Below are 25,008 nucleotides of genomic sequence, written 5' to 3' on the forward strand. Positions count from 1 at the left end.
AGCATGACTCACATATGATTGAATCGTCGTTAAGCCCTTGGGCTCGTTTAATATCTGCCTTTGTTGCTAAACTCGGCGTGATGCGCTCAAGTGTACTGCTCTATTTTTTTTGTTTAGTCTGTGCACTTATTCTTTCTTCTACCTATTATTATATTCTTGATGGCGCCATCGCTTGGTTTAATGTGCTTGGTGTGATGGTGTTTTTTGCTTTAACGGCACCGTTTTTTGTTTATGTCATTATTGAGCTTACCCAGCAGCTTCACGCTTCATTTGCTTACCTCGAAAATGCGACCTTACAAGGTAAGCAGCTTAATCAAACTTTAACCGATAATATTCAGCGTTTGAATAGTGAAATTGATGAGCGAAAAATGGCTTTTCAAGCAAAACGTCGTGCCATTGATGAGCTTCGTAAAGAAATCGCGGAACGTAAAAGAACCCAGCTTGAACTTGCAGAACAAGGCGTATTGCTACGCTCAATTGTTGATTCCTCCCCTGATTTATTTTATTACCGCGATGACCACGGAAATTTTGCTGGTTGTAATCGAATGTTTGCTGAGGTTATGGGGATCCCCGCTGAGCAATTAATTGGTAAAAAAGCTGAAGAAATATATTGTTCACAAATATTACCTTCGGTACTCAATACTGATAAAGAAGTGGAGCAACAGCAGAAATCATTAACCTTAGATGTGCAGTATCCGGTAAATGGTGAAGTGCGTTGGTTTGAAATGCGAAAAGTCCCATTTTTTAATGCAAAACAAGAGTATATCGGCTTACTCGGTTTTGGGCGTGATATCACGAGTCGTAAAGAAGCTGAACAAGCATTGGAGCAGGCCTTTAAAGATAAGGGCAAGTTTATTGCCACATTAAGTCATGAATTACGAACTCCGCTTAATGGTATTGTCGGGTTAACTCGGATGTTGCTCGAAACAGATTTAAATGCTAATCAACGCAGTTGGTGTAATACAGTTTTTTCAAGTGCTGAAACCTTAGGTAATATCTTCAATGATATTATTGATTTAGATAAAGTTGATCGTGATCAACTCGATATAGCCTGTGAAAGTGTTAATGTATCGGACTTCTTAAATGACGTAATTAACTTCGGTGGATTGATTGCTCAACAAAAGGATTTGGATTTTTTAGTCGAGCAACAAGGGGTATTGGATATTTATGCCCAGCTTGATCCGACGCGTTTACGTCAGGTTTTGTGGAATTTGATTAATAATGCTGTGAAATTTACAGCCAGAGGCTCGGTGAAACTGCGCTGTATTCGTGAATATCGAGTCAAAGATACCTGGTTAGTGATAGAGGTAATTGACTCTGGTATTGGTATCGCTCAAGAGCATTTAAAGCGAATTTTTGATATGTATTATAAAGTACCAGATATAAATGGTGGCAATGCATTAGGTTCAGGTATCGGGCTTGCGGTCACAAAAGCATTAATTACCGCTATGGGTGGCAAGCTTGAAGTTTTTAGTGAGCAGTCAGTTGGCAGTCGCTTTCGAATCGAAGTCCCATTGAAGTTGTCGGCAGCGCCTCAGGTTGCCTCTTACAGCGGAAGAGGGTTAAACATCTTATTAGTTGAGGATGTGCCTTTAAACGCTGAGATCGCGACTAATCTACTTGAGCAACGCGGTCATGAAGTTCTGTGGGCTGAAACAGGTGAAGATGCACTCGCGTTCGTAGAAACAGAAGATGATTTGGACTTGATTTTGCTTGATATGCAGTTGCCAGACATCAATGGTGATGAGGTTGCTCGTATTATTCGCTCAGATCCTAACTTTGATCATTTACCTATAGTGGCATTGACAGCTAATGTTCGAAGAGCTGAAGAGGATTTAGCAGGCATTAAAATTCAAGGCGCGTTAGCTAAACCTATTAGTACACTCAAACTTGATCGCATGTTTTCAGACTTGTTCTCTGATAAGAAAGAACGAACAATTGAGGTCGAATTACCAAAGCCTATAGCGCAAGTTGAGTCTAATGATTTGTTGGTGCTAGAAACTATCAATGACTTTGTAGAATCTATGGGAGTAAGCATCTTTGCAAGAAGTAGTCAGTTATTTCATAAATTATGGCCTCAGTATGTAACTGAGCTAGAAACTGCTTTGCAGCAAGATGATCTTGAAGAGTATAAATCTGTTGCGCATAAGCTTAAAGGCGCTGCAGGTTCTGTAGGGCTGCTAAAAGTACAACAAGTAGCTAAATTAATGGAAGATAAAGCACTCGATAGTACAAACGAACAGTTAGGATTATGGATAGAGCAGTTACCAGCACAAATAAAAGAAGGGCTCGACGCCCTTCAAGAATACTTAGCAAAATTGAGCTAACTAATAATTAGCTATCGATTTTACCAATAAAGCGGTAGCCTTCACCGTGAATTGTGCTGATTAGCTCTGCTGTACTTTCATCGCTTTCGAAGTGCTTACGAATACGGCGAATAGTTACATCCACAGTACGGTCATTAGCGCGTAATTCACGCCCCGTCATATGCTTGATTAGCTGCTCACGGCTAAAAATACGACCTGGTGAGTCAAGCATTAAACGTAATGCGCGATATTCACCTTTAGGTAAGCGTTTTGCTTCACCATTTGGTGAGGTTAAACAACGACTGTTTTCGTCAAGTTCCCAGCCATTAAAGGTTAAAACGCCATCAGAACTGATTTCACCTTCTTCAGCTAAGCTAGCTGTGCGAGTCAGTAAGTTGCGCGCTCTGATTGTAAGTTCTCTTGGATTGAATGGTTTTGTGATGTAGTCATCAGCACCAATTTCTAGTCCAAGAATACGATCGACATCGTTGTCACGACCGGTCAGAAAAATTAAACCGATGTTACGTTTCTGTCTTAATTCACGAGCTAGGATGAGTCCATTCTTACCAGGTAAGTTGATGTCCATCACAACTAAATTGATATCATCATTTGCTGAAATTTTTGCGTGCATATCTTCACCATCAATGGCTTCGATAACTTTATATCCTTCAGCTTCGAATAAACTAACTAAGTTTAGTCTAGTTACGTCTTCATCTTCAACGATAAGAATGACAGGCGTTTGCATTTTTAGTAACCTTTTGGAAAAGTTTTGTTTACAATTAATTTAAAAAATGTTAATTGAACGTAGATAGGCAGATTATAGGGGCTATTTTAAATGTTAACAAGTAAAATTACTCGGGGAAAAACTTAGCGAGGGCGAGTAATCGAGAGCCTATTTTTGTTTGGCTTTCACTTAACTTAGCTCTGTTTATGTAAAGTTTTATTTTATTCCCTTCCTTGATTAACGCAGCCAAGCCACCAAGCTCTAAAAAATTAACAGTTTCACCAATTACTACAATGTTGTTATCTATTTTACTGAGCCATTGAGCGTCAACGGCCGAGAAGCTTTTATCATCAACATATATGATATTGCAGTTTAGATTAAGTTCAGTCACATTCGAAAAATTCTTAATTATATTTACCACAATTTCTTTGTTATGACTTAAAAGCTCTTTGCGATTCATTAAAGAAAGAGCTGGACCTGATTCATCATTAAAAAAGCAAAATTGCACACCCTTATCAATGGGTTTGGCAAATTCAATAAATTTAGACAATTGATAAATAAATGCAGAACGTACTTCTTCAATTGTTTTACTTTGTGCTGTAAAACTCATGATTAGGATCAGGCCGCAAAGAATATATTTCATATCAACGCCCCTCATCCAGAGGTAGCTCAATAATAAAATGAACACCTTTTTCATGCTCATCAACCAGTACAATTGAGCCATTAAGTGCTTGTGTAACTAAGTTATAAACGAGATGCATGCCTAAGCCGCTACCGCCTTCACCGCGACGCGTTGTTACAAAAGGATCGAATATTTTTTTACGAATGAAACTAGGCATCCCTTTGCCATCATCGAAATAATCAATTCTGACTCCTTTTTTATTCTGTTTTACTTCAATTTTAATATTGCCTGGAGACTCTGGGCTGAGCCCATGAATTAGCGAGTTACTAATTAAATTTTGCAGTATTAATTGCAGTGGGCCAGCTTTAGATTGAATAATTAAATGAGAGGGACAATCAATATTAACTTTGTGAGCTGTGGCGCTAAGTTCAGTTTTCATGGTCAGAAGCACATTGTTAAAGAGCTCTGGAATATTTACTTTAGTACTTAATTCAGTATCTTGATTAACTGCAACTTGTTTGAAACTTGAAACTAAATTAGCTGCTCTATTTAAATTGCGATAGATAAGATCTAAGTTCTCAATGCCATCGTTAATAAAGCGCTCCATTTGCGATGCTGTGAGCGTTTTATTTTTAAAAGCTGTTTGTACTTCAAAAAGTTTATCTCTTAGCAAGGTTGAGCTGGTAACGCCTAACCCTATAGGTGTATTAACCTCATGGGCAACGCCTGCAACCATTTGACCAAGAGAGGCCATTTTTTCGTTTTCAACAATTTTATTTTGATATTGATGCATGCGTTCAAGAGTATTGAGTAGCTCTTGATTGGCTTCTTTAAGTGCTATGGTTCTATGGTTAACTTTTTCTTCTAGATTTTGGTTGAGCTGGCGAATTTCTAGCTCATCTTTACGCTGCCTTTCTAGTTGATTTTGGGTGCGCGAAAAGAGAATGTTTAGATTGTTACCTAATTGGTTTAATTCTGAAATTTCCGCATATGGCGCTCGAACATCATAGTTTTTATTGCGAGAAACATCCTGAACAAGTTTCGATAGTGCTTCTATAGGTTGCGTAAATCTACGTTGAATACGAAGTGTGATCAAAAAAACCAACGTTAGAACAGATAAGGCAACAACTACATTGATGATCAATTTTTCCCTTATGTAGTCATTAAGGGCGGTCATCCCTCCTCGGATATATACATAGCCTTGAATTATCCCTTCAAAAGCGATAGGGCGTACGATATCGATATGATTTTCGATAAAAACGGGTTTTGTTGCGCCAACTAACTTATTTTCACGAGTGGGAATAGGGGGGATGTTGGTCGCGCTAAAACTGGTGAAAAATGTAATCTCGTCAGTAAATTCATCGATTTTGTAAATATGTATGTTTTCAATAACGGTCGCAGCTCTAAAGCCCTCTAAGCGCTTTTGTTCAGTTTCTCGGTCATTAAATAGAAGTGATACTTGAGCGTTAAATGCGATAATATCGGCATAGGTAACAAGTTTTTCTAGAGCAAAGCTACGCTGCTTTTCGATATCAAGGTAAGTTGATACAGAAATAGATAAAATTAGGCATAAGGTGGTGATCAGCATTACTGTTCTGATCAGCGCTTTTCTTATACTCGTGGTACTGCCGGCAGCAAGCATATAGTTATAGGATAGCCTATGTTTTAATTCACTTTTTTGATGTTAAAGCTAAATGTATAAATTAGCAATAATATTACTTATGGCAAAAAAGATTGGTTAAATATAGCTAGACATTAGATAGACTTAGGCGTTTTAGCAAGTAAGATAAGCGCTTGAAAAGTAAATATGCTGTTTTTTATCTAAAACAGCACAGGGGTAACATTAGCTTTTAGCATAATAAACGGTAAATTTATTATTTTTAGCTGTTTGAGTATAGCTACCAAACTCTTGTTCTAAAAATGGTTGGTACTTGAGAAAACTATTAGCAACAAGGTTTAATGAGCCGTTAGGCTGCATAAAGCGTTTAGCTTCTTTAATAAAAGTTTCTGTAATTTGATAATCAGTATTTAGGCCGGTATGAAAAGGTGGATTTGTTACAATGTGGTTTACTTTATCTTTGAGTTCACTTAACCCGTTGCTTAATAAAGTAACGCCTTTAATATTGTTTGCCGCAAGGGTCAACTCAGTCGCTGTAGTGGCAAATGCACTAACATCTATACAAATAAACTCCAGTTTTGGATTTTTCTTGCCTAAATAAGCCGAAATAATGCCTGCGCCACAACCAAAGTCCAGTACTGTTCCTGCATCTGGCGTGGTCATTGTTTTGAGCAAAAGTGCGGTGCCATGGTCAAGCTCGCCATGATTAAACACTCCAGGCATGCTTATAACGTCGATAGTCGTATCTGCAATTGTGACTTGGAATGTTTTTTGATAATCAGTCAGTAAAAAGCTATCTTGTAATGTTAAGCCAATAAACTGATACAAACTACAATGCCTAGCAGAATCAATTTTATTACAAAATTGAGCTTTGCCTTTAAGTTGTTTTTCTGCTGATTTAACACCGCCTTTATTATCACCAACTATCAGGAGCCGGGTATTTTCGTGGCTGATTGCAGCGATATTATCTAAGCACATTAATGCTTCAGGCTTGGCCTTTGGATAATAATAAATAATTAAGTCTGGTGATGAAGTTGGTAATTGTGCATCAAGCACTATATCGATATTGCTTACTGATTTTGCCCAAGCAGCATTGGCAAAATTGCTGGTGTAAGCGGTTATTTTACTGTTCGGGTTGATATTGGCTAATTGTGAGAGAAACATATCTTGTTCAAAGTTAATTACTAAGATTGAATCTGCGATTAGTGCAGCTTCATTGCGAAGCAATACTTGACTAGGATTGGTAAAATGGCTCATGTTTTTCTCGATTTAGCTGCTAGTTAAGCCATTTTAAGGTTTAAAATGGCTTTAAATGAAAATGATTAAGCGATGCGCTCAAACATTAAATCCCAAACTCCATGGCCTAAGCGATGGCCGCGTTGTTCAAATTTAGTCAGAGGACGAAACTCTGGGCGTGGTACATAATTGTTTTCTTGAGATAAATTTTTATAGCCTTCAGCGACCTGCATTACTTCTAGCATGTGCTCAGCATAGTTTTCCCAATCAGTTGCCATATGAAACACACCGCCTAACTTAAGTTTAGTGCGTAAGTTTTGTGCAAATGCGGGTTGCACAATACGACGCTTGTGGTGGCGTGTTTTATGCCAAGGATCAGGGAAAAATAATTGTAAGCCAGCTAAAGAACCATCTGCAATACAGTCAGCTAAAACTTCAATTGCATCATGTTCAAATACTCGTAAATTAGTAATGCCAGCTTCAGCTGCATCACCTAAACATGCGCCAACACCTGGGCGGTGAACTTCAATACCAATAAAGTTTTTATCAGGTGCATTTTTAGCCATTTCAACTAGGGATTTGCCCATACCAAAGCCAATCTCAAGAATAACGTCGTTGCTGTTGCCAAAAATTTCGGTGAAATCTAATAAGCCATTTTTATGCTCTAAGCCCATCTTTGACCAATTTTCTTCAATGGCGCATGCTTGGCCTTTAGTCAAACGACCTTCACGCTTAACAAAACTACGGATGGTGCGGATAAATTTTCCGTCTTGCTCTGCTTGTTCAAGCGAGTTTTTAAGCTGTTCACTCATATCTAAATTACCTGGTCAAAATTGGGTGCGTATTATCCCTTTTCGATCCCTCAAGTACAAGTAAATACCTTGACCTTTTTATTGACCGCAATAGACTGACGCAAAAATTTATTATGTGATGAAACAATAAGTGGAAATTAAAAATTCATTAGCAACTTGGTTTTCTGAGCAGGTTGTTGCTTGGTATGAGTGTTATGGCCGTAAAACCTTGCCTTGGCAATTAGCTAAAACACCTTATAAAGTATGGGTTTCTGAAATTATGCTACAGCAAACTCAAGTAGCCACTGTTATCCCTTATTTCGAACGTTTTATGGCTCGATTCCCGACTGTTGAGGAGTTAGCCTGCGCACCAGAAGATGAAGTGCTACATCATTGGACTGGCCTTGGTTATTATGCGCGAGCCCGCAATTTACATAAAACAGCAAAGCTAATTGTTGATAATTACGGTGGGCAGTTTCCAACAAATATTGATGATGTTATTGCGTTACCGGGAATAGGGCGCTCAACCGCTGGAGCTATTTTATCTTTATCATTACAGCAACATCACCCAATTTTAGATGGCAATGTTAAGCGTGTTTTGGCGCGTTTTTTTATGGTTGAAGGCTGGTATGGAAATAAAGCCGTAGAGAATACTTTATGGCGCTTGTCGGAACAAATCACGCCAGCTAATAATGTAACTCAATTCAACCAAGCAATGATGGATTTGGGTTCTAGTTTATGTTCGCGTAGCCAATTTGATTGTGACCCATGTCCTTTAAATACATCTTGTGGGGCTTATCAGAACCAGTTGGTTAAACAATTCCCTCACAGTAAACCAAAAAAAGAAGTGCCACTAAAATCATGTTATATGTTGATTTTAAAGTACCAACAAAGTGTATTAATGGAGCGGCGCCCAAATGCAGGAATTTGGGGAGGGTTACACTGTTTTTTTGAATTTGAGAGCGAAGAATTAATGCAAGCGTACCTAGCGCAGCATCAAATAAACGATTCAGTGGTTTATCAAGATAGCTTTACTCATGTATTTAGCCATTTTAAATTAACTATTAATCCGGTTGTTGTAGAACTCAATAAACAACCGCTTAGCATCAATGACGCCGGTCAACTTTGGTATAATTTAACCCTTCAACCTAAAGTAGGTTTGGCAACGCCAACAAAGAAATTGATAAAAGATTTCATTAAAGCGAAAACGGTTTTAGAATAACCCCCAATTAGACTTTTGAGGATATACCATGGCACGTACTGTTTTTTGTCAAAAATTACAAAAAGAAGCCGAAGGTTTAGGGTTTCAACTTTATCCAGGTGAGATTGGCGAGAAAATTTTTAACAATATTTCGAAAGAAGCTTGGGCTCAATGGCAACACAAACAAACAATGCTAATTAATGAAAAACACCTAAATATGATGGATTTAGAACATCGTAGTTTTTTAGAAACACAAATGGTTGGTTTTTTATTCGAAGGTAAAGACGTCGAGATTGAAGGCTACAAACCAGTATAAAAAAGAGAGCGAAAGCTCTCTTTTTTGTTTTATTGTTAATAACAATATTACTCTTTTTGCAGTAGCTGATTTATATACTCTTGAACTTCAAAAAAGTGTTGTTCAATATCATCTCTTAGGTGCCCAACCGCGTGGGGCTCTACCGTAGGTTTTTCACATTCAAGTTCTAATAAATTAGCTGATTCAGCTAGCTTAAAAGCACCGATTGTTTTAGCTATCGATTTTAATTGATGAGCAACAGCTTGTATTTCATCAGTTTGGTCATGTTTAACCGCATTTTTAATTTGCAATATTATGCTATTTCCATGCTCAAGAAACATGGTTAAAAAGTGTTGATGTTGAGATTTATCTTCCCCTATATAAGAGGTGAGTCGCTCTAAGTTCACTGGGGCTGGGGTTTGTTTAGGCGCTTCTATCGGGAGCCATTGTGTGACTATTTTTTCTAATACATTCAGTTCTACAGGTTTAGTTATGTAGTCGTTCATACCATAGGCTAAGCACTTCTCGCGCTCACCTTTAAGGGCGTTAGCTGTAATTGCGATGATTATACTGTCTTTGGTTAAATCTGTACGATATGGACCTTCTTGACGAATGCGCTTAGTTAAATCGTAGCCCGACATTTTTGGCATGTGTAAGTCAGTTAAAATTAAAGAGTAATTACCTTTAAGCCACATCTCAAAGCCTTGTTCACCGTCATTTGCAACTTCTACACCATAGCCAAGTAGGTGAAGTTGGTCGGTGATCACTTGCTGATTCATTATATTGTCTTCAACGAGTAAAATGAGCTGATTATTTTTTAACGCGCTTTCAACAGATTGATATTGGTTGATTGCTTTGGCCAACTGGATGGCTTTTGGTTGGTGTAGCCCCGCGGCAATTAATAAAGAGTTAAATAAATTACTTTTACATAAAGGTAATGCATTTAAGTAAAATACATTTTTACAAGTCAATTTAGCTTCACTGAGTTTACTAAGCACAATCACTTGTTGGTTATGCTCTTCTAATAAATAAGCTAAACGGCGCAGTTGTTTATTGATGGCTTCCATATCGCTGACACCATCGAGTAACCAAATTAATTTTTCTGTTGACTGCCAGCTATTGCTTTCTTCAAGTTCGGTAAATTCAAATACTGTTGCCCCTAAAAAATCTAAGTAATGCTTAAGTTGCTGATTTTTTAGCTTGTCAGGGCTATAAAGGGCAACGTGCTTGCCTCTTAAACGGTTTTTATTTTCAACTTTCGCTTCATCACCTAAGGTGAAAGGAATTGAGATTAAAAACTCACTCCCAATACCTGGTTCACTGGTAACTTTAATTTGGCCGTACATCAATTCAGTTAAACTTTTACAGATTGATAAACCAAGACCTGTTCCGCCGAACTCACGGGTAATACTATCTTCTGCTTGGCTAAACGGTTGAAAAATACGGCCAAGTTGTTGTTTGGTCATACCGCGACCGTTATCACTTATCTTGAAATCGACGGTATTAAAATCATGAGTTTTTTGACTCAATGTAACATCAATCGATACTTTGCCTTGTTTGTCATTGGTCGAGTTTGTGAACTTAATTGCGTTGCTGCATAAGTTATAAATCACTTGGCGCACCCTAATTGGGTCTCCAAGTAACCCTTCAGGAATATTAGGGTCGATAAAGAGATTCAGTTCTAAAGCGTTTTTATGAGCAATCGAAGACATAACACGGGCCACTTCTTCAACAATTTGTTGCACTGAAAGTGGAATTAAATCAACTTTAAGCTTACCTGCTTCAATTTTAGAAAAATCAAGGATGTCATCTAAAATGCCCAGTAATGAAAAGGCTGAATCGCGAATAATACTACTTAAGCGAACTTGTGGCCCTGACAATTCAGTGTGACGAAGTAAGTCAATGGTGCCGATAATTCCATTCATTGGGGTACGAATTTCATGACTCATTGTTGCTAAAAAGGTGGTTTTGGTCTCATTTGCTTGCTGAGCGCTGGTGATTGCTTTTTCAAGCTCTTGAGTACGGCTCATTATTTGGTTTTCTAGGCTCAGTTGTAAGCCATGCAATTTATCTTCGGCAACTAAATGCAGAGATTCACTTTCTTTGACGCTATTTAAGAGCTGATTAATTAATATTGCGATTTTATTTAGGCCAATTCCTAAATCAGTAGATACAGTTAAGTGGTAATCTTTTTTATCGGTAATTAGATTTATTTCATTTTCTAGGCGAGCCGTGTTTTCTTTAATACGCTTATTTACAAATATAGGCAGTACAACCAAAGTTAAAATGAACATTGCAAAACTTAAGGTCGCCATGAGAGCAAATAAGGTGTAATTTTTTTCACTGCGCGTGTATTCAATCACCAGCAGCCCCATAACGTTGCCATTTACCTCAAGTAAATGTTGGCGGATGAGCATGTTTGGTAAGTCAATGGTTTTATTAAGTAAGGATGGAATTAATTGTTTGGTTAAAGTCTGGCTAACAAGTTGTAATTCATCATTTTTGACTTTTTTATAAAGATGAAAGTCTAGTGATGGATTAATCGCTTTGGCTGAAAAAAGGATTTGAATAGCCGTATTGTAACCAAATAGGTTAATGGAGTCTGCTAGTGGTCTATCAATTTTATCTGCAATATCAATTAACTGGCTTTCATTTAAGTCATTATGGCTAACAGGATAAAAGGTGGAGCTCAAATAAATGAGACCGGAGTTTAATACAAATAATACAGCAATTAAGCTGTGCAATCCTTTAATTGGAAAAAGAGATCGGCTGCTCATATTTGTTAATATTCCCTAGTTGCTTTATTTTTATACTCGATGATTTGTACGAATATATTGTAATTTATTAACAGAGTCTAATACTAAGTGACTATTTTTATTGGAAACTTTAATACTATTTTGTTTTTTACAACATTCATTGACGTCATTGAGCCAAAACTATTGTTTATTGAGCATAGTAAAAACCACCTTAATAGCACCTTATTTACTGTTATTTCGCCAATAATGAATCACTTAATAATCATATTGTTTGAAAATCGCGCAAACAAACTTTGTTGATAAAAAAGGTGTTGACTTAGAAAAGCAAAAAACGTCTAATACGCCGCATGCCCAGATAGCTCAGTCGGTAGAGCAGAGGATTGAAAATCCTCGTGTCCCTGGTTCGATTCCGGGCCGAGGCACCATTAATCTAACCAGAGATTAGTGAAATCAGATTGGTGTGCCGATTTAGCTCAGCTGGTAGAGCAACTGACTTGTAATCAGTAGGTCAACCGTTCGACTCGGTTAATCGGCACCATTTATAAAGCCCAGATAGCTCAGTCGGTAGAGCAGAGGATTGAAAATCCTCGTGTCCCTGGTTCGATTCCGGGTCTGGGCACCATTCTTAATAAAGAATTAAGTTGTGGTGCTTTAATTAGCGACATAACGTACTTTTAATAGTACAAACCGTTTTAGTGTGCCGATTTAGCTCAGCTGGTAGAGCAACTGACTTGTAATCAGTAGGTCAACCGTTCGACTCGGTTAATCGGCACCATTTATAAAGCCCAGATAGCTCAGTCGGTAGAGCAGAGGATTGAAAATCCTCGTGTCCCTGGTTCGATTCCGGGTCTGGGCACCATTCTTAATAAAGAATTGATTTATGGTGCTTGTAATAGTGGCATAAGGTACTTGGAAGAGTACAAACCGTTTTAGTGTGCCGATTTAGCTCAGCTGGTAGAGCAACTGACTTGTAATCAGTAGGTCAACCGTTCGACTCGGTTAATCGGCACCATTTATAAAGCCCAGATAGCTCAGTCGGTAGAGCAGAGGATTGAAAATCCTCGTGTCCCTGGTTCGATTCCGGGTCTGGGCACCATTAATTTAAGCCAAACATTAGTTTGGCTTTTTTTATGCCCAAAAAAGCGTAAAAGCTCCCATTGTTATATTTAACCTCAGTTCTGGATAATAGTTCTTTCAACATATTGAATTAAAAGTAAACATCTAACTTATTTATCTTTATCCCGAGATTTTTAAAAGTAACGAAGCAGATTGGCACGTCAAGAGCGGGTCTATTGTGCGTTAATCTAATGCTGTTAGCGTTTAAATCAGTCGCCTAAATGGATTTTATCCCTAACTAGGGTGATTTACCTTCTCTTTCTTTAGCCTGTGCTTGGTCTCGCTTAGTTTGTTTTTGTTCAATAACAATTTTTATTGTCCGTTCCACATACGGATCGGGCACCACCATTTGCACAATCGACCCTAAAGTAAAAGCTAGCGCTTTTTGTTTTTTTGCCGCTTTGATTAATGGGCTAAAACTACATGAAAAAAGAATAAAAAAGCTCACAGGTAGTAAGTAAATAATGAAAAGTTTGAGTTCTAGTATATTTTGCTCCGTAAAATAAGGTGTTATGGCATAAAAAAGAGTGTTGATATAACAAGGAGCAATGATCATAGTCATCTCGATGTGATAGGTGATTTAAAATTGAACATGATGTTGTCAAAAGCTATTAAGCAGTTAAATTAGGTTTCGTATTAATTTAACTTGCTCAAATCAGCCGATAATTATTTGTAGGTAGGTTGATCGATTATTGGATTTGCAGTTGTTTTTTGATCAAAAAACGCTGTAAAAATAAAGCGTAATATGGTGTTTGGATTAGCGGGTATGTAGAAAGATAAAAGTCAGTTATTTGTGAATTAATAAGATTAAACACATCAGCTATAACAGATACTTGTTTGGTTTTAAACGTTAATAAAGCGCAGGCCGAACTTGGCTTTTGTAGCTGCTCAGCATGATATTCACTTTTTTGTATTGTGTTCTCATGATTGCTGTCGTGATAACAACCGCTTGCAATACAACATGCGCTTAAAAATAGATAAACCCATTTAAGTAACACGGTTAAGTCCCTACGTGATGTTTATGACAATCAAAAATCATCCCCTGTATAAAGTTCAAGCTCAACACTCGAGAATATTCCTGCCTCATATTACTCGCTTGCACCTTTATATTTAGCATTTTCAGATAATCATCACTTTGTTGAATAAGCTAAAGTACGCCGTTGCTTATTAACATTGGGATTTTTTTGTTAAAACAAGTTTAGAAAATGTAAATAATTCATTGGTTAAAATTGATCTAAATTAACCGGCTGAATGTAAGTCTATGTAAAGTTTGTTGAGTGCTAAGAAACTGAGCCAGTACACTTAGCCTGTCTGCAATATCTATTAACAGGAAAATGAAATGGGCGTTTTATTAAAAAAACCCATAGTGTTGAGTATTTGCTTAGCTTTATCGGGCTGTATGAATATTCCCAAGTTAGCCGAAAATTATCAAGAATCGATAAATTTACCTGCAAATTGGCAACAACAATCAGAATCTATGACGGTACAAGATAATTGGTTAGCTCAATTTGGTGATGAAAACATGATGCAATTAGTGCATCAAGCATTAGATAAAAACTATGCTTTGCAAGCAAAAGCGTTTCAAGTTGCCATTAAAGAGCAACAACTTATCAGTAGTGGCGCTGTATTTTGGCCTTCCTTTGATGTTTCACTACGCTCATCGCGCACTAAAAATACCCAAACAGAAACGCTGACAACAACTCATTCCTTAAATCTAAATCTTAGTTATGAACTTGATTTATGGGGTAAGTTATCAGATGCAGATCGCCAAGCTAATTTAGATTTCTTAGCAGAGCAAGCGCTATTTATGCAAGCCAAGCAAAGTCTTGTAGCCCAAGTGGCAACAGCTTGGTTTAAAATTATTGAGGCTGAACAACTGCTTAAGTTGTATCAAAAGCGAGCCGCTAATGCTGAGCAAAACTTAATTATTATCGCATCAGGTTATGAGCAAGGTCTTAATTCGGCACTTGATGTATATTTAACGCGTAATGAAGTGAATAACGAGCTTTCACGCGTCTCAACACAACAAGCTGAGTTAGTTAAAGCAAAACGTATTTTAGAGCTACTTACCGGCGCTTATCCAGCGGGAGAGTTAATCGTAAACGCCGACCTGCCCAAACTAGATAGTGCAATTAGCTTAGGCTTGCCTGCTAATCTCTTAACTAAAAAACCAGCCTTAGTTGCAAGTTGGTATCAGCTTTTAGCCAAAGATGCCAATGTGGCTTATGCTCACAAACAACGTTTTCCTGCGTTAAAACTGACGGGCTCTTTGGGTAATAGTGACAGCGAACTTAAAGAGTTATTGTCTCCAAGTTCACTTGCATGGTCATTAGTTAGCAATATTACAGCTCCTATTTTTAATGCCGGTAAATTAGCCGCAGAACAAGAGCGCGCTCGTTTAGACCGTCAAATCAGCGAACAAAATTACCTAGATACTTTATTTAATGCTTTTAGTGATGTCGAAAATGCTCTTACTACAGAACAAAGCTTACAACAGCGTTATATCACTACGGTGCGAGCACAAGAAAATGCCGAAGCGGCGCAAACGCTTGCTTTTGAGCAATATCAAAGTGGTTTAGTTGAATACACCACAGTGCTTGAATCGCAAAAGCGTGCATTTGATGCACAAAGTTCAGTCATTCAAATAAAAAGTCAGTTATTAAGTAACCGCATTAATTTACACCTAGCTTTAGGTGGCGCATTTTCTGCGCCATCTGAACTCGTAGAGGCTAAGTAGCGCCATGAAATTAAATAAAAAAAATATATTACCACTGGTCATTGTGTCTGCTGCTGTTGCGGCAATTGCACTTATAGTAAATAACCCACCAAAACCCGCTCGAGGTATGGCTGCAAAACCAGCGCAAATGGCAGTTGAAACACAACTTATTAACGGCCAAACCTTTGATGTGGTTATTGATAGTTTTGGCGTGGTACAGCCTCGTACTCAAAGTGTATTAGTAGCGCAAGCCAGTGGTCAGATTAATGAAGTAAGTAGTCAGTTTCGCGATGGCGGTTTTTTTGAAGCCGGCGATATTTTAGTAAAACTTGATGATAGAGACCATAAAGCCGAAGTTAAAATAGCGCAATCGAGTCTGATGTCGGCTAAACAAGCCTTGTTTGAAGAACAAGCGCGAGTAAAACAAGCGCTTGCAGATTGGCAGCGCTTAGGCAATGGCCAACAAGCTAACGCCTTAGTACTGCGTGAACCGCAATTAGAAGCAGCTAAAGCCAAGGTATTATCGGCAGAAGCCCAGCTTGAAAAAGCACAGCTTACTCTAGAGCGTACGCAAATTGTTGCGCCGTATGCTGGTCGAATTTTAAAGAAACACGTCGATTTAGGTCAGGTGGTCAACAACAATACTCAATTGGCAGATATTTATGCGGTTGATTATGTTGAAATTCGCCTTCCAATCAAAAATAAAGACTTACAACTGATTAAACTGCCTGAGCAGTATCGCGATGTCGCACAGACTCCAGTCGGTAGTGATGTCACATTTAAATCAGATTTAGTGCAAGCACAAACGTGGCAAGGACAAGTGGTGCGCACCGAAAGTGCCATTGATAGCCAATCACAGCAACTTTATGTGGTCGCTCAAATCGATGATCCGTATCAGGCCAAACTTAACCAAATTTCACCGATTAAAATTGGCCAATATGTCAGCGCCAAAATTAAAGGCAAAACCCTATCAGATGTCATTGTGATCCCAAACAGTGCCATTTATCAGGGCAGTTATGTTTATACCGTTGAAAACGATGTTTTAAAGCGCAAAGAAATCAGCTTAAGTTGGCAAAATGCCGAACAAGCTATTGTCTCTGAGGGGTTGGGAAAGGGCGATCAATTAGTGCTCACACCTCTTGGTCAAGTGAGCTCTGGCACCCCTGTTAAAATGCAAAATGCAAATACAAGTGCTGCACCACAAGATGATAAAGCAGCGCGTCGTGCCAAACTGGAACAAATGGCCAAAGAGCGAGGGATCACTGTTGAGCAGTTAATGGCTGAGCGTAAAAAAGCCCGTGCGCAAAGAGAAGGTCAATAAGATGAATTTCGGTTTCAAACAAAATTATCAAGGGGTTAAGGTATGATTGCTTGGTTTACTCGAAATCATGTTGCCGCAAATTTATTAATGATTTGCATCTTATTGGCGGGACTTTTTAGCCTTTCTACTAAAATTCCTTTAGAAGTTTTCCCATCATTTCAAACCGATCGCATTAGTGTCAGTGTCTCATTACGTGGCGCAACCCCTGAAGATACCGAACAAGGTGTCGCTATTCGAATTGAAGAAGCGGTGCAAGATTTAGAAGGGGTGAAACAAATATCGAGTCGTTCATCTGAAGGCTCTGCGTCGGTAACCATCGAGGTAGACACCGGATACGATCCGCGTGAAATGTTAGCAGATATAAAAAGTCGCGTTGATGCGATTAATACCTTTCCTGCGGATGCTGAAAAACCCATTGTGGCTTTAGCTGAGCGTAAACGTGAAGTAATAGCGGTAACAGTTGCCAGTGTTTATGGTGAAAAAGAAACCCGTGAATTTGCCGAAACGGTTCGTGATGATTTATTGCGCCTGCCTAATGTTACACAAGTTGATTTAAGTGGTGTACGGGACTACGAAATAGCCGTCGAAATATCGCAAGATAGCCTTCGTCAATACGAGCTATCGTTAAAAGAAGTGGCTGCTGCCATTGGCAATTCAAGTACTGATGTTTCTGCGGGTAATTTAAAAACCTCAGGTGGTGATGTACTTATTCGCTCAAAAGGCCAAGCATATCGCAAAGATGAATTTGCCAAAATCGCGATTAAAACCAACCCCGATGGTTCAATCATCCGTTTAAGTGATATTGCGGTGATTAAAGATGATTTTGAAGAAACCCCAGTTCGTACGCGTTTTAATGGCAAACAAGCGGCGTTTATTGATGTTTATCGTATTGGTCAACAAAGTGCGATAGATGTCGCCGATGAAGTGAAACAATATATTGAGCAGCGCCAAGCTTCATTGCCAAAAGGGTTTGAGCTCAGTTTTTGGGATGACGATTCACAAGTCGTAAAAAATCGTATCGCCACGTTAACGACTAACGCCTTACAGGGCGGTATTTTAGTGCTTGCGCTGTTGACCTTATTTTTGCGCCCTGCCATTGCCTTTTGGGTGTTTATTGGTATTCCGATTTCATTTATGGGTGCATTTATCGCGATGCCAATTTTTGGTGTGACACTCAATGTAATGAGCTTATTTGGTTTTATTTTAGTGCTTGGTATTGTCGTTGATGATGCCATCGTCACCGGCGAAAACGTGTATACCCACTTAAAAACCGCTGAATCGGGTGAGCAAGCCGCAATTCGTGGTACACAAGAGGTCGCAACGCCAGTGACTTTTGGTGTATTAACTACGGTCGCAGCATTTTTACCGCTCGCCTTTATTGACGGTGCGCGTGGTGCATTGTTTGCGCAAATTCCGTTTATTGTTATCCCTGTTTTATTGTTTTCATTGATTGAATCTAAATTTGTGCTGCCTGCGCATTTAAAATATTTAAAAATGCGTCATGAAAAACAAGGTTCAAACAAGTTAGAGCAACTGCAACAACGCTTTGCTGATGGCTTTGAAAATGCGATTTTACGTTATTATCAGCCACTGCTTAAGGTCGCGTTACGCCATAAAATGAGTACCTTGATGGGGTTTGTTGGCATCTTTTTTATTATTATCGCGTTGATGTCGAGCGGTTGGACTAAGTTTATCTTTTTCCCGCGCATTCCAAGTGAAACGGTACGGGTTAATTTAACATTGCCTGCCGGTACGCCATTTGAAGTGACCAATAAATTCATTTTAAGAATGGCCGACAAAGCGCATGAGCTACAAGAAAAATACATTGATGAAGACAGTGGCAAAAGCGTCATTATTAATATTTTAGCCACCACGGGAGGGCGAGGTGGTGCATCAAACTCAGGTGGCGTACGCTTTGAAATTATTCCGCCAGAGCAACGCTCAAGCGATATTACATCACGCGAGTTAGTGACCGAATGGCGTAATCTTATTGGCGTTATTCCAGGTGCTGAAAGTCTGACATTTAGGGCTGAAATTGGTCGCTCATCCGATCCGATTGATGTGCAGTTAAATGGCCAATCCCTTGAAACACTCAAAGAGGTGGCGGCACGAGTGAAAGAGCGCCTAGCCACCTATCCGACGGTTTTTGATATTGCCGATAGTTTATCTGATGGTAAACAAGAGCTGCAAATTGAGCTTACAGCGCAAGGTCAGGCGCTGGGACTGACTCGTGTTGCCATTGCCAGCCAAGTTCGCAGCGCGTTTTTTGGCTCACAAGTGCAGCGAATTCAGCGCGGACGAGATGATGTGCGGGTTATGGTGCGTTTACCGATTGAAGAGCGACGCTCAATTGCCGACTTGCAAAATATTTTAATCGATACGCCAAGTGGTGGTGCGGTGCCATTGTCTCATGTTGCAACACTTAAAGCAGGACAAAGCCCAACAACAATCTATCGAATTGACCGTTATCGTACTGTGAATGTTAGGGCTGATATTGAAAAAGAAAAAACCAATATGACAGTGCTACAAGCCGATTTAAAAGAGTATTTAGATCAGTTGGTTGCTCAATATCCTGGCGTTACGCATTCATTAGAAGGTGAAGCGAAAGAGCAGCGTGAGTCATTTGATTCCCTCACTTGGGCGTTGTTATTTGTCTTTTTTATAATTTATGCCTTGTTAGCGATACCATTTAAATCGTATCTACAGCCTTTAATTGTCATGAGCGTAATCCCATTTGGCATGATAGGTGCGGTGATGGGCCATTGGATTATGGGTATGGATTTAACCATTATGAGTTTATTAGGCATGCTAGCGCTTGTGGGTGTGGTGGTGAATGACTCTTTGGTATTGGTTGACTTTATTAATAAAAAACGCGCTGAAGGGCGCGAATTGATGGATTCAGTGCTCACAGCTGGCGCATCGCGTTTTCGCCCAGTAATGCTTACCAGTTTAACTACGTTTATTGGTTTAATGCCGTTATTGTTTGAAAAATCGACCCAAGCGCAATTTTTAATACCGATGGCGGTCTCGTTAGGTTTTGGTATTTTATTTGCGACCTTTATCACCTTGTTATTGATCCCTGTGAATTATCTCTTGGTCGAAAAAGTGAAAGGTCTTTTTTCTACAAAGAGTAAAACAGGTGACTATTCCAGCGTAGATAAAGCTGTTTAGATAAAGGTATTAAGCTTTAATGCTAAAAAGCCAAGTCGGATAGACTTGGTTTTTTTTCTGATCAGTTAAAAAGTCAGTTGTAATAACAAAGCTTGATCAAAAAAGCTTATCAGGAATTTAATAATTAAGAGAAATAACAAAACTAAAAACGAGCGGGAAATCACGAGACGAGAAAATTAAGTGTCTCCAAGATGCGGTTGCGGGTGTCAGCCCTTGAACCCTAAGGTTCAAGGCGGAACACAACAACTAGCCGCAGGCTTCTCGGTACATGCCGAGCTTGCACAATAGCTAATAAACTGCGTCCCTAACAAAAAATTTATCGGCTCAGGGACTTAACCCACTGACCTGCATCTCAGAGAACAACCTAATTATATAAGACAATTTGCAAAGCTCTATCTTTTATTGCAAAAAAAAGTCCAACTGAAGTTTAAATAAACAAAACGCTTTAAAATCGCACTGTTAAGGCTAATTTATTGGAGTTGCTGCTAGCCCAGTGGTAGCATTGCGCTTATAGTTAACCCAAATTATTGGCTAAGAAACCGACAATGATCGAAAACCTCACCTACCAAGAAGCACAGTTGCTGCTCGAAAAACATCAAGTGTTTGTTATGCCCTCAGAAGTACATGGCGTTATTAGCGGTCTACTTGCCTGCGGCCTTGAAATTGAAAGTACTGAGTATTTATCTTTATTAAGTGATGTATTTAATGAAGGTCAGGCTTTTCAAACTGAGTTAAAAACGTTTTTAGTTGAACTTTATAAGCAAGTCACCAGCAAATTAAGCGACCGCGAATTACATTTTGAATTGTATTTACCCGATGACGACGAATCATTAGCCGACCAAGCTAATGCGGTAGTTGCTTGGATTGCCGGTTTTTTACTGGGGTTTGGTTTAAAACAAAAAGATTACGGCCGTTTGTCAGACGATGTCAAAGAAGTGATCCAAGATTTTACTGAGATCAGTAAACTTGATACCCATTTTGATGAGACCGAAGAAGACAGCCAAAGTTTATATGAAATCATTGAATATGTGCGTATTTCAACCTTGTTATGTTTTGCCGAATTAGGTGAAAAACAAGTCACAAGTACACCGACTAATAAAACGATTCATTAAAAGAGCCTATTTATGAGCGAATTTATCCAACGACGTGCACGTTTGCTTGCGAGTATGGAACCAAATTCCATCGCAATCATAGGAGCTGCAAAAGAAAAAACTCGTAGTCGCGATACCGAATATGCTTTTCGCCAAGACAGCGATTTTTTTTACTTAACCGGATTTAACGAACCTGATGCGGTCCTGGTACTGGCCCCTGATTTAGCCGAACCATGTACTTTATTTTGTCGCGCTAAAGATAAAATGGCTGAGATCTGGAGCGGACGACGTCTTGGCCCTGAACAAGCTCAAATTCAATTAGGTTTTAACCATGCCGATAGCCTTGATGGGCTTGAAGATAAACTATTGGCGTTAATTAATGGTCATCCAACCTTATATTTTGCTCAGGGTAATGATGGCCAGTTTGATGATTTAATTTGGCAATGTATTAATACGTTACGTAATGGTCCAAAGCGCGGCTTTAAAGCGCCGCACACCATTAAAGATGTACGTAGCTTAGTGCATGAAATGCGCTTATTTAAATCTGATGCTGAACTTGCTCTAATGCAAGAAGCGGCAAATATCAGCTCAAAAGCGCATATTAGAGCCATGCAATTTGCTAAAGCGGGTGCCACAGAATATCAGCTTGAGGCTGAAATACATCATCATTATGCGATGAATGGTGCGCGCCATCCTGCCTATGGCACCATTGTTGGTTCAGGCGATAACGCCAATATTTTGCATTACACCGAAAATAGTTCTGTGCTTGTCGATGGCGATTTAGTATTGATTGATTCTGGTTGTGAGCTACAAGGTTATGCCGCAGATATTACTCGTACTTTTCCTGTTAATGGTCGTTTTAGTGCGCCGCAAAAGCAGTTATACCAGTTGGTACTCGATGCTCAGTTAGCCGCGCTTGAAGTGGTAAAACCAGGTAATACGCTAAAAATGGTCGGTGATGCCGCCATAAACGTATTAACTCAAGGCATGATAAGTCTTGGTTTGTTGCAAGGTGACCTTGATGAGCTTATCAGCAAACAAGCCTATAAAGCGTTTTATATGCATGGTGTTGGTCACTGGTTAGGTTTAGATGTGCACGATGTTGGCGATTATAAACAAGATGAAAAAGACCGCCCGTTTGAGCCAGGTATGGTGCTTACTGTTGAGCCTGGTTTATATGTTGCCGCTGACGCCATTGCGCCAGAGCAATTTAAAGGCATAGGCATTCGTATTGAAGATGATGTTGTGGTTACCCAAACGGGTCATATCGTTCTTACTGCTTTAGTACCAAAAACCATCGCTGAGATTGAAGCTATTATGCAAGCAGGAGTGTAGGGTGCAGCAGTTTGATGTGGTTATTTTAGGAGGCGGGCTGATTGGTGCAAGCCAAGCGTTATGTTTGGCAAAAAGCTGCCCACAGCTGCGCATTGCCGTGGTCGAAGCCTTTACAGCCAACGACAGCGCCCAACCTAGTTTTGACGACCGCTCTATCGCAATTGCCCATCATAGTGCTACGTATCTGAGTAAATTGGGGCTATTTAATCAAAGTGCTCCTTATGTTGAAACAATTGCTAGTGTGCAAGTCTCCGACCGTGGGCATTTTGGTAAAACCAATATCAGTGCCGCAGAATACCAAGTGCCAGCACTGGGATATGTGGCCGAAGTCAGACCATTTGGCATTATGCTGCATCAACAATTAGTGCAGCAAGGCATTACGCTTTTTTGCCCTCATACTGTGAGCGCAATCGAACTGAGCGCCAATGTAAATATTCTCACTTTGAATGATAACCAACAGTTGAGCGCTAAATTAGTGATTGTGGCCGATGGTGCACAATCGACAAGCCGCGCCATGTTAAAAATTGACTTTAAACCTGAGTCATATCCGCAAAGCGCTATTATTGCCAATATTGAAGTCAGTGGCGGCCATCATCAGCGTGCGTTTGAGCGTTTTACCGAACATGGGCCAATGGCTTTATTACCAATGAGCCAAAATCGTTATTCTTTGGTGTGGTGCGTGCACCCTGATGCAGTGGCCGATTTAATGCAGGCCAGTGACGACGAGTTTTTAACGCAATTACAACAGGCGTTTGGTTATCGCGCTGGGCACTTTATTAAAGTGGGCGTTAAAGCACAGTATCCACTTACTAAAGGTCAAGCGAGTCAATTTATAGCGCATCGCACAGCAATAATTGGTAATGCGGCTCACACTGTTCACCCCATTGCTGGGCAAGGCTTTAATTTGGGGGTGAGAGATATTCAATTACTGGTCGATTTAATTAAAACCGCACATAACCAAGGCCTCGATATTGGTACTTATCCAGTATTAAAGCTCTACCAACAGCAAAGGCAGCAAGATATTGGTACTGTGCTGTGTTTAACTGATTCGCTAGTCAAACTCTTCTCAAATAGCGCTCGTTTTATTGCCCTTGGGCGCAGTATTGGTTTATTAAGTTTAGAGCTGAGCAAGGGCCTTAAAAAACCATTAGCCAAGCAATTAATGGGGCATACCCGCCAAGGATTAAAAACATGAAACAAAGCCAAGTATGTATTGTGGGTGCAGGTTGCATTGGTTTAACACTGGCATTGGGTTTGGTAAAACAAGGTATTAGCGTAGTGGTAATTGATGGTGCGCCGCGTTTAAGTGCGCCTAACAGCAAAGCAGCTGAGTTTAGTTTACGTGTGAGTGCGCTTAGTTTAGCAAGCCAAGCGTTATTTATGCAGCTTGGCGTATGGCAAGCGATGTTAGATTTACGAGCGCAGCCTTACACCACAATGGATGTGCGCGATAAAGACTCATTTGGCAAAATTGAGTTTGTCGCACAAGAACAAGACTTAACCCATTTAGGGCATATCGTCGAAAACGATGTGATCCGCCACGCTTTATTAGCCGCACTTGACGAGCAGCCTTTGGCAACGGTTTTGTTTGATAGCCCGTATCAGCAAATTCACCAAAGTGATAGCGATGTCTTTTTAACCCTTAAAGATGGCACTCCCATTATTGCAAAGCTGCTGGTGGCCTGTGATGGCGCAAACTCAGCTATTCGCCAGCAATATAAAATGCCGATTACGTTTTGGGATTATGATCATCACGCCATTGTTGCAACTATTAAAACCCAGTTACCACACCATAATGTGGCGCGTCAGGTGTTTTTACCCGATGGGCCATTAGCATTCTTGCCACTGCCTGAAGCGAATACTCACTCAATTGTGTGGTCAACGTCGCCGATGCGCGCTCAAGCGTTATTAGCTATGGACGATAGCGAGTTTAATAAAGCGCTCATGGCCGAATTTGATGGGCAATGCGGTTTATGTGAAGTTGTCAGTGCTCGGCAAAGTTTTCCACTTAAAATGCGTTATGCCCGCAAATGGCTCGATAACCGAGTTATTTTAATGGGTGATGCCGCCCATACTATTCACCCGTTAGCAGGGCTTGGTATGAACTTAGGGCTAAAAGATGCTGCTTATTTACTTGAGTTATTAGCATCGGCATCAACAAGCAGTGCACAAGGTGAATTTGCGCCCCATAAACTACTACGCCAGTACGAACGTGGCCGCAAAGCTGATGCTCAAACCCATATCGCGATGATGCAAGGGCTCAAAGAATTATTTGAAGGCCAGCATCCACTTAAAAAACTTATTCGTGGTGTTGGGCTTAATTTGGTTGATAACCTGAGCCCACTGAAGCAATTGTTTGCTGATAAAGCGCTGGGGCAATAATCAGTCACTTTAATTAACAAACTTAAATCAACAAAAACCGCAGTGATGCGGTTTTTGTTTTATGCTTTACGCCATTTTTATGCCAAGACTAAAATACTGTGACCTTGGTTTTGAATCGCCAGTTGCACTTCAGGGTTTGCCATTTCACTGTGGCAAAAATTACACCGACTTTGTGATATCTGACTGTCAATAATGCCTAGCGATTTTAAGTAAGCTTCTGCAAAACGGGCGACATGGGGCACGTTGGCATCATCCACTAATACATCAAAGTGTAGATATTGTCCTGTGCGGGTAGTGACATGGGTATCGTAAATATGAACATGCATA

Annotated in this window: 19 protein-coding genes, 6 tRNA genes and 1 other RNA gene; 16 read left to right on the forward strand and 10 right to left on the reverse strand. The window is 39.7% G+C overall.

Annotated elements, in window-relative coordinates:
• Window positions 1–14: 14 nt before the first annotated feature.
• On the forward strand, window positions 15–2,327 hold the full coding sequence (gene arcB, locus PTUN_RS04725; RefSeq protein ID WP_009838557.1) for an aerobic respiration two-component sensor histidine kinase ArcB: 2,313 nt from the start codon (window positions 15–17) through the stop codon (window positions 2,325–2,327).
• Between the two features lie 7 nt (window positions 2,328–2,334).
• Here arcB and arcA read toward each other — a convergent pair whose 3' ends face one another.
• The 5 genes from arcA to trmB all read right to left on the reverse strand — a co-directional run bounded on the left by arcA (window position 2,335) and on the right by trmB (window position 7,318).
• Complete coding sequence (gene arcA, locus PTUN_RS04730) at window positions 2,335–3,051, reverse strand: two-component system response regulator ArcA (protein WP_009838558.1); 717 nt, start codon at window positions 3,049–3,051, stop codon at window positions 2,335–2,337.
• Window positions 3,052–3,157: 106 nt separating this feature from the next.
• Entirely contained in the window at window positions 3,158–3,673 is a 516-nt protein-coding gene (locus PTUN_RS04735) for a YfiR family protein (protein ID WP_040643931.1), read from the reverse strand.
• Between the two features lies 1 nt (window position 3,674).
• A complete protein-coding gene (locus PTUN_RS04740) occupies window positions 3,675–5,294 on the reverse strand; it encodes a sensor histidine kinase (protein ID WP_009838560.1) in 1,620 nt (539 codons plus the stop codon).
• Window positions 5,295–5,495: 201 nt separating this feature from the next.
• Window positions 5,496–6,527 carry a methyltransferase gene (locus PTUN_RS04745; RefSeq protein ID WP_009838561.1) on the reverse strand — a complete coding sequence of 344 codons (1,032 nt, stop codon included), beginning with the start codon at window positions 6,525–6,527 and terminating at the stop codon, window positions 5,496–5,498.
• A 65-nt stretch (window positions 6,528–6,592) separates the two neighbouring features.
• A complete protein-coding gene (trmB, locus tag PTUN_RS04750) occupies window positions 6,593–7,318 on the reverse strand; it encodes a tRNA (guanosine(46)-N7)-methyltransferase TrmB (RefSeq protein ID WP_009838562.1) in 726 nt (241 codons plus the stop codon).
• A 130-nt stretch (window positions 7,319–7,448) separates the two neighbouring features.
• Between trmB and mutY the strand changes: the two genes are divergently transcribed.
• Window positions 7,449–8,519: an A/G-specific adenine glycosylase gene (gene mutY, locus PTUN_RS04755; RefSeq protein ID WP_009838563.1), complete on the forward strand. Its 1,071-nt coding sequence runs from the start codon at window positions 7,449–7,451 to the stop codon at window positions 8,517–8,519.
• A 28-nt stretch (window positions 8,520–8,547) separates the two neighbouring features.
• The gene (locus tag PTUN_RS04760; RefSeq protein ID WP_009838564.1) at window positions 8,548–8,814 is read left to right on the forward strand and encodes an oxidative damage protection protein; all 267 of its coding nucleotides are present in this window, start codon (window positions 8,548–8,550) and stop codon (window positions 8,812–8,814) included.
• Between the two features lie 47 nt (window positions 8,815–8,861).
• Here PTUN_RS04760 and PTUN_RS04765 read toward each other — a convergent pair whose 3' ends face one another.
• Complete coding sequence (locus PTUN_RS04765) at window positions 8,862–11,570, reverse strand: hybrid sensor histidine kinase/response regulator (protein WP_009838565.1); 2,709 nt, start codon at window positions 11,568–11,570, stop codon at window positions 8,862–8,864.
• Between the two features lie 441 nt (window positions 11,571–12,011).
• On the opposite strand from PTUN_RS04765, the gene PTUN_RS04775 reads away from it, so the two are divergent.
• The 6 genes from PTUN_RS04775 (at window position 12,012) to PTUN_RS04800 (ending at window position 12,645) form a co-directional block, all read left to right on the forward strand.
• Window positions 12,012–12,087 (forward strand) — tRNA-Thr (locus PTUN_RS04775).
• A gap of 8 nt (window positions 12,088–12,095) precedes the next feature.
• A tRNA-Phe gene (locus PTUN_RS04780) sits at window positions 12,096–12,171 on the forward strand.
• A gap of 77 nt (window positions 12,172–12,248) precedes the next feature.
• Window positions 12,249–12,324, forward strand: a tRNA-Thr gene (locus tag PTUN_RS04785).
• 8 nt (window positions 12,325–12,332) lie between these two features.
• Window positions 12,333–12,408: transfer RNA gene (locus tag PTUN_RS04790), tRNA-Phe, on the forward strand.
• A 77-nt stretch (window positions 12,409–12,485) separates the two neighbouring features.
• A tRNA-Thr gene (locus PTUN_RS04795) sits at window positions 12,486–12,561 on the forward strand.
• Window positions 12,562–12,569: 8 nt separating this feature from the next.
• A tRNA-Phe gene (locus tag PTUN_RS04800) sits at window positions 12,570–12,645 on the forward strand.
• A 258-nt stretch (window positions 12,646–12,903) separates the two neighbouring features.
• Here PTUN_RS04800 and PTUN_RS04805 read toward each other — a convergent pair.
• Window positions 12,904–13,221 carry a hypothetical protein gene (locus PTUN_RS04805; RefSeq protein WP_040643932.1) on the reverse strand — a complete coding sequence of 106 codons (318 nt, stop codon included), beginning with the start codon at window positions 13,219–13,221 and terminating at the stop codon, window positions 12,904–12,906.
• A gap of 133 nt (window positions 13,222–13,354) precedes the next feature.
• Window positions 13,355–13,663 (reverse strand): hypothetical protein, encoded by a 309-nt coding sequence (locus PTUN_RS04810; RefSeq protein WP_009838568.1) that lies wholly within the window; start codon window positions 13,661–13,663, stop codon window positions 13,355–13,357.
• A 341-nt stretch (window positions 13,664–14,004) separates the two neighbouring features.
• On the opposite strand from PTUN_RS04810, the gene PTUN_RS04815 reads away from it, so the two are divergent.
• The 3 genes from PTUN_RS04815 to PTUN_RS04825 are packed head-to-tail and all read left to right on the forward strand — an operon-like array spanning window position 14,005 to window position 19,873.
• Window positions 14,005–15,402 (forward strand): efflux transporter outer membrane subunit, encoded by a 1,398-nt coding sequence (locus tag PTUN_RS04815; protein WP_009838569.1) that lies wholly within the window; start codon window positions 14,005–14,007, stop codon window positions 15,400–15,402.
• A 4-nt stretch (window positions 15,403–15,406) separates the two neighbouring features.
• Window positions 15,407–16,702 carry an efflux RND transporter periplasmic adaptor subunit gene (locus PTUN_RS04820; RefSeq protein WP_009838570.1) on the forward strand — a complete coding sequence of 432 codons (1,296 nt, stop codon included), beginning with the start codon at window positions 15,407–15,409 and terminating at the stop codon, window positions 16,700–16,702.
• Between the two features lie 42 nt (window positions 16,703–16,744).
• On the forward strand, window positions 16,745–19,873 hold the full coding sequence (locus tag PTUN_RS04825; protein ID WP_009838571.1) for an efflux RND transporter permease subunit: 3,129 nt from the start codon (window positions 16,745–16,747) through the stop codon (window positions 19,871–19,873).
• A gap of 179 nt (window positions 19,874–20,052) precedes the next feature.
• Here PTUN_RS04825 and ssrS read toward each other — a convergent pair.
• Window positions 20,053–20,235: non-coding RNA, 6S RNA (ssrS, locus tag PTUN_RS04830), on the reverse strand.
• A 183-nt stretch (window positions 20,236–20,418) separates the two neighbouring features.
• Between ssrS and PTUN_RS04835 the strand changes: the two genes are divergently transcribed.
• Genes PTUN_RS04835 through PTUN_RS04850 form a run of 4 tightly spaced genes read left to right on the forward strand, consistent with a single transcriptional unit; the run spans window position 20,419 to window position 24,681 of the window.
• The gene (locus PTUN_RS04835; RefSeq protein ID WP_009838572.1) at window positions 20,419–20,985 is read left to right on the forward strand and encodes a UPF0149 family protein; all 567 of its coding nucleotides are present in this window, start codon (window positions 20,419–20,421) and stop codon (window positions 20,983–20,985) included.
• 12 nt (window positions 20,986–20,997) lie between these two features.
• A complete protein-coding gene (gene pepP / locus PTUN_RS04840; RefSeq protein WP_009838573.1) occupies window positions 20,998–22,299 on the forward strand; it encodes a Xaa-Pro aminopeptidase in 1,302 nt (433 codons plus the stop codon).
• A 1-nt stretch (window position 22,300) separates the two neighbouring features.
• Window positions 22,301–23,494, forward strand: coding sequence for a 2-octaprenyl-6-methoxyphenyl hydroxylase (gene ubiH / locus PTUN_RS04845; protein WP_009838574.1), 1,194 nt, complete (start codon window positions 22,301–22,303; stop codon window positions 23,492–23,494).
• The gene (locus PTUN_RS04850; RefSeq protein WP_009838575.1) at window positions 23,491–24,681 is read left to right on the forward strand and encodes an FAD-dependent oxidoreductase; all 1,191 of its coding nucleotides are present in this window, start codon (window positions 23,491–23,493) and stop codon (window positions 24,679–24,681) included. Before ubiH ends, PTUN_RS04850 begins: the two co-directional genes overlap by 4 nt.
• Before the next feature lie 77 nt (window positions 24,682–24,758).
• Here PTUN_RS04850 and PTUN_RS04855 read toward each other — a convergent pair whose 3' ends face one another.
• Entirely contained in the window at window positions 24,759–25,007 is a 249-nt protein-coding gene (locus PTUN_RS04855; RefSeq protein ID WP_009838576.1) for a DUF2024 family protein, read from the reverse strand.
• Between the last annotated feature and the right edge of the window lies 1 nt (window position 25,008).

The organism is Pseudoalteromonas tunicata (genome assembly GCF_002310815.1).
GTDB lineage: Bacteria > Pseudomonadota > Gammaproteobacteria > Enterobacterales > Alteromonadaceae > Pseudoalteromonas > Pseudoalteromonas tunicata.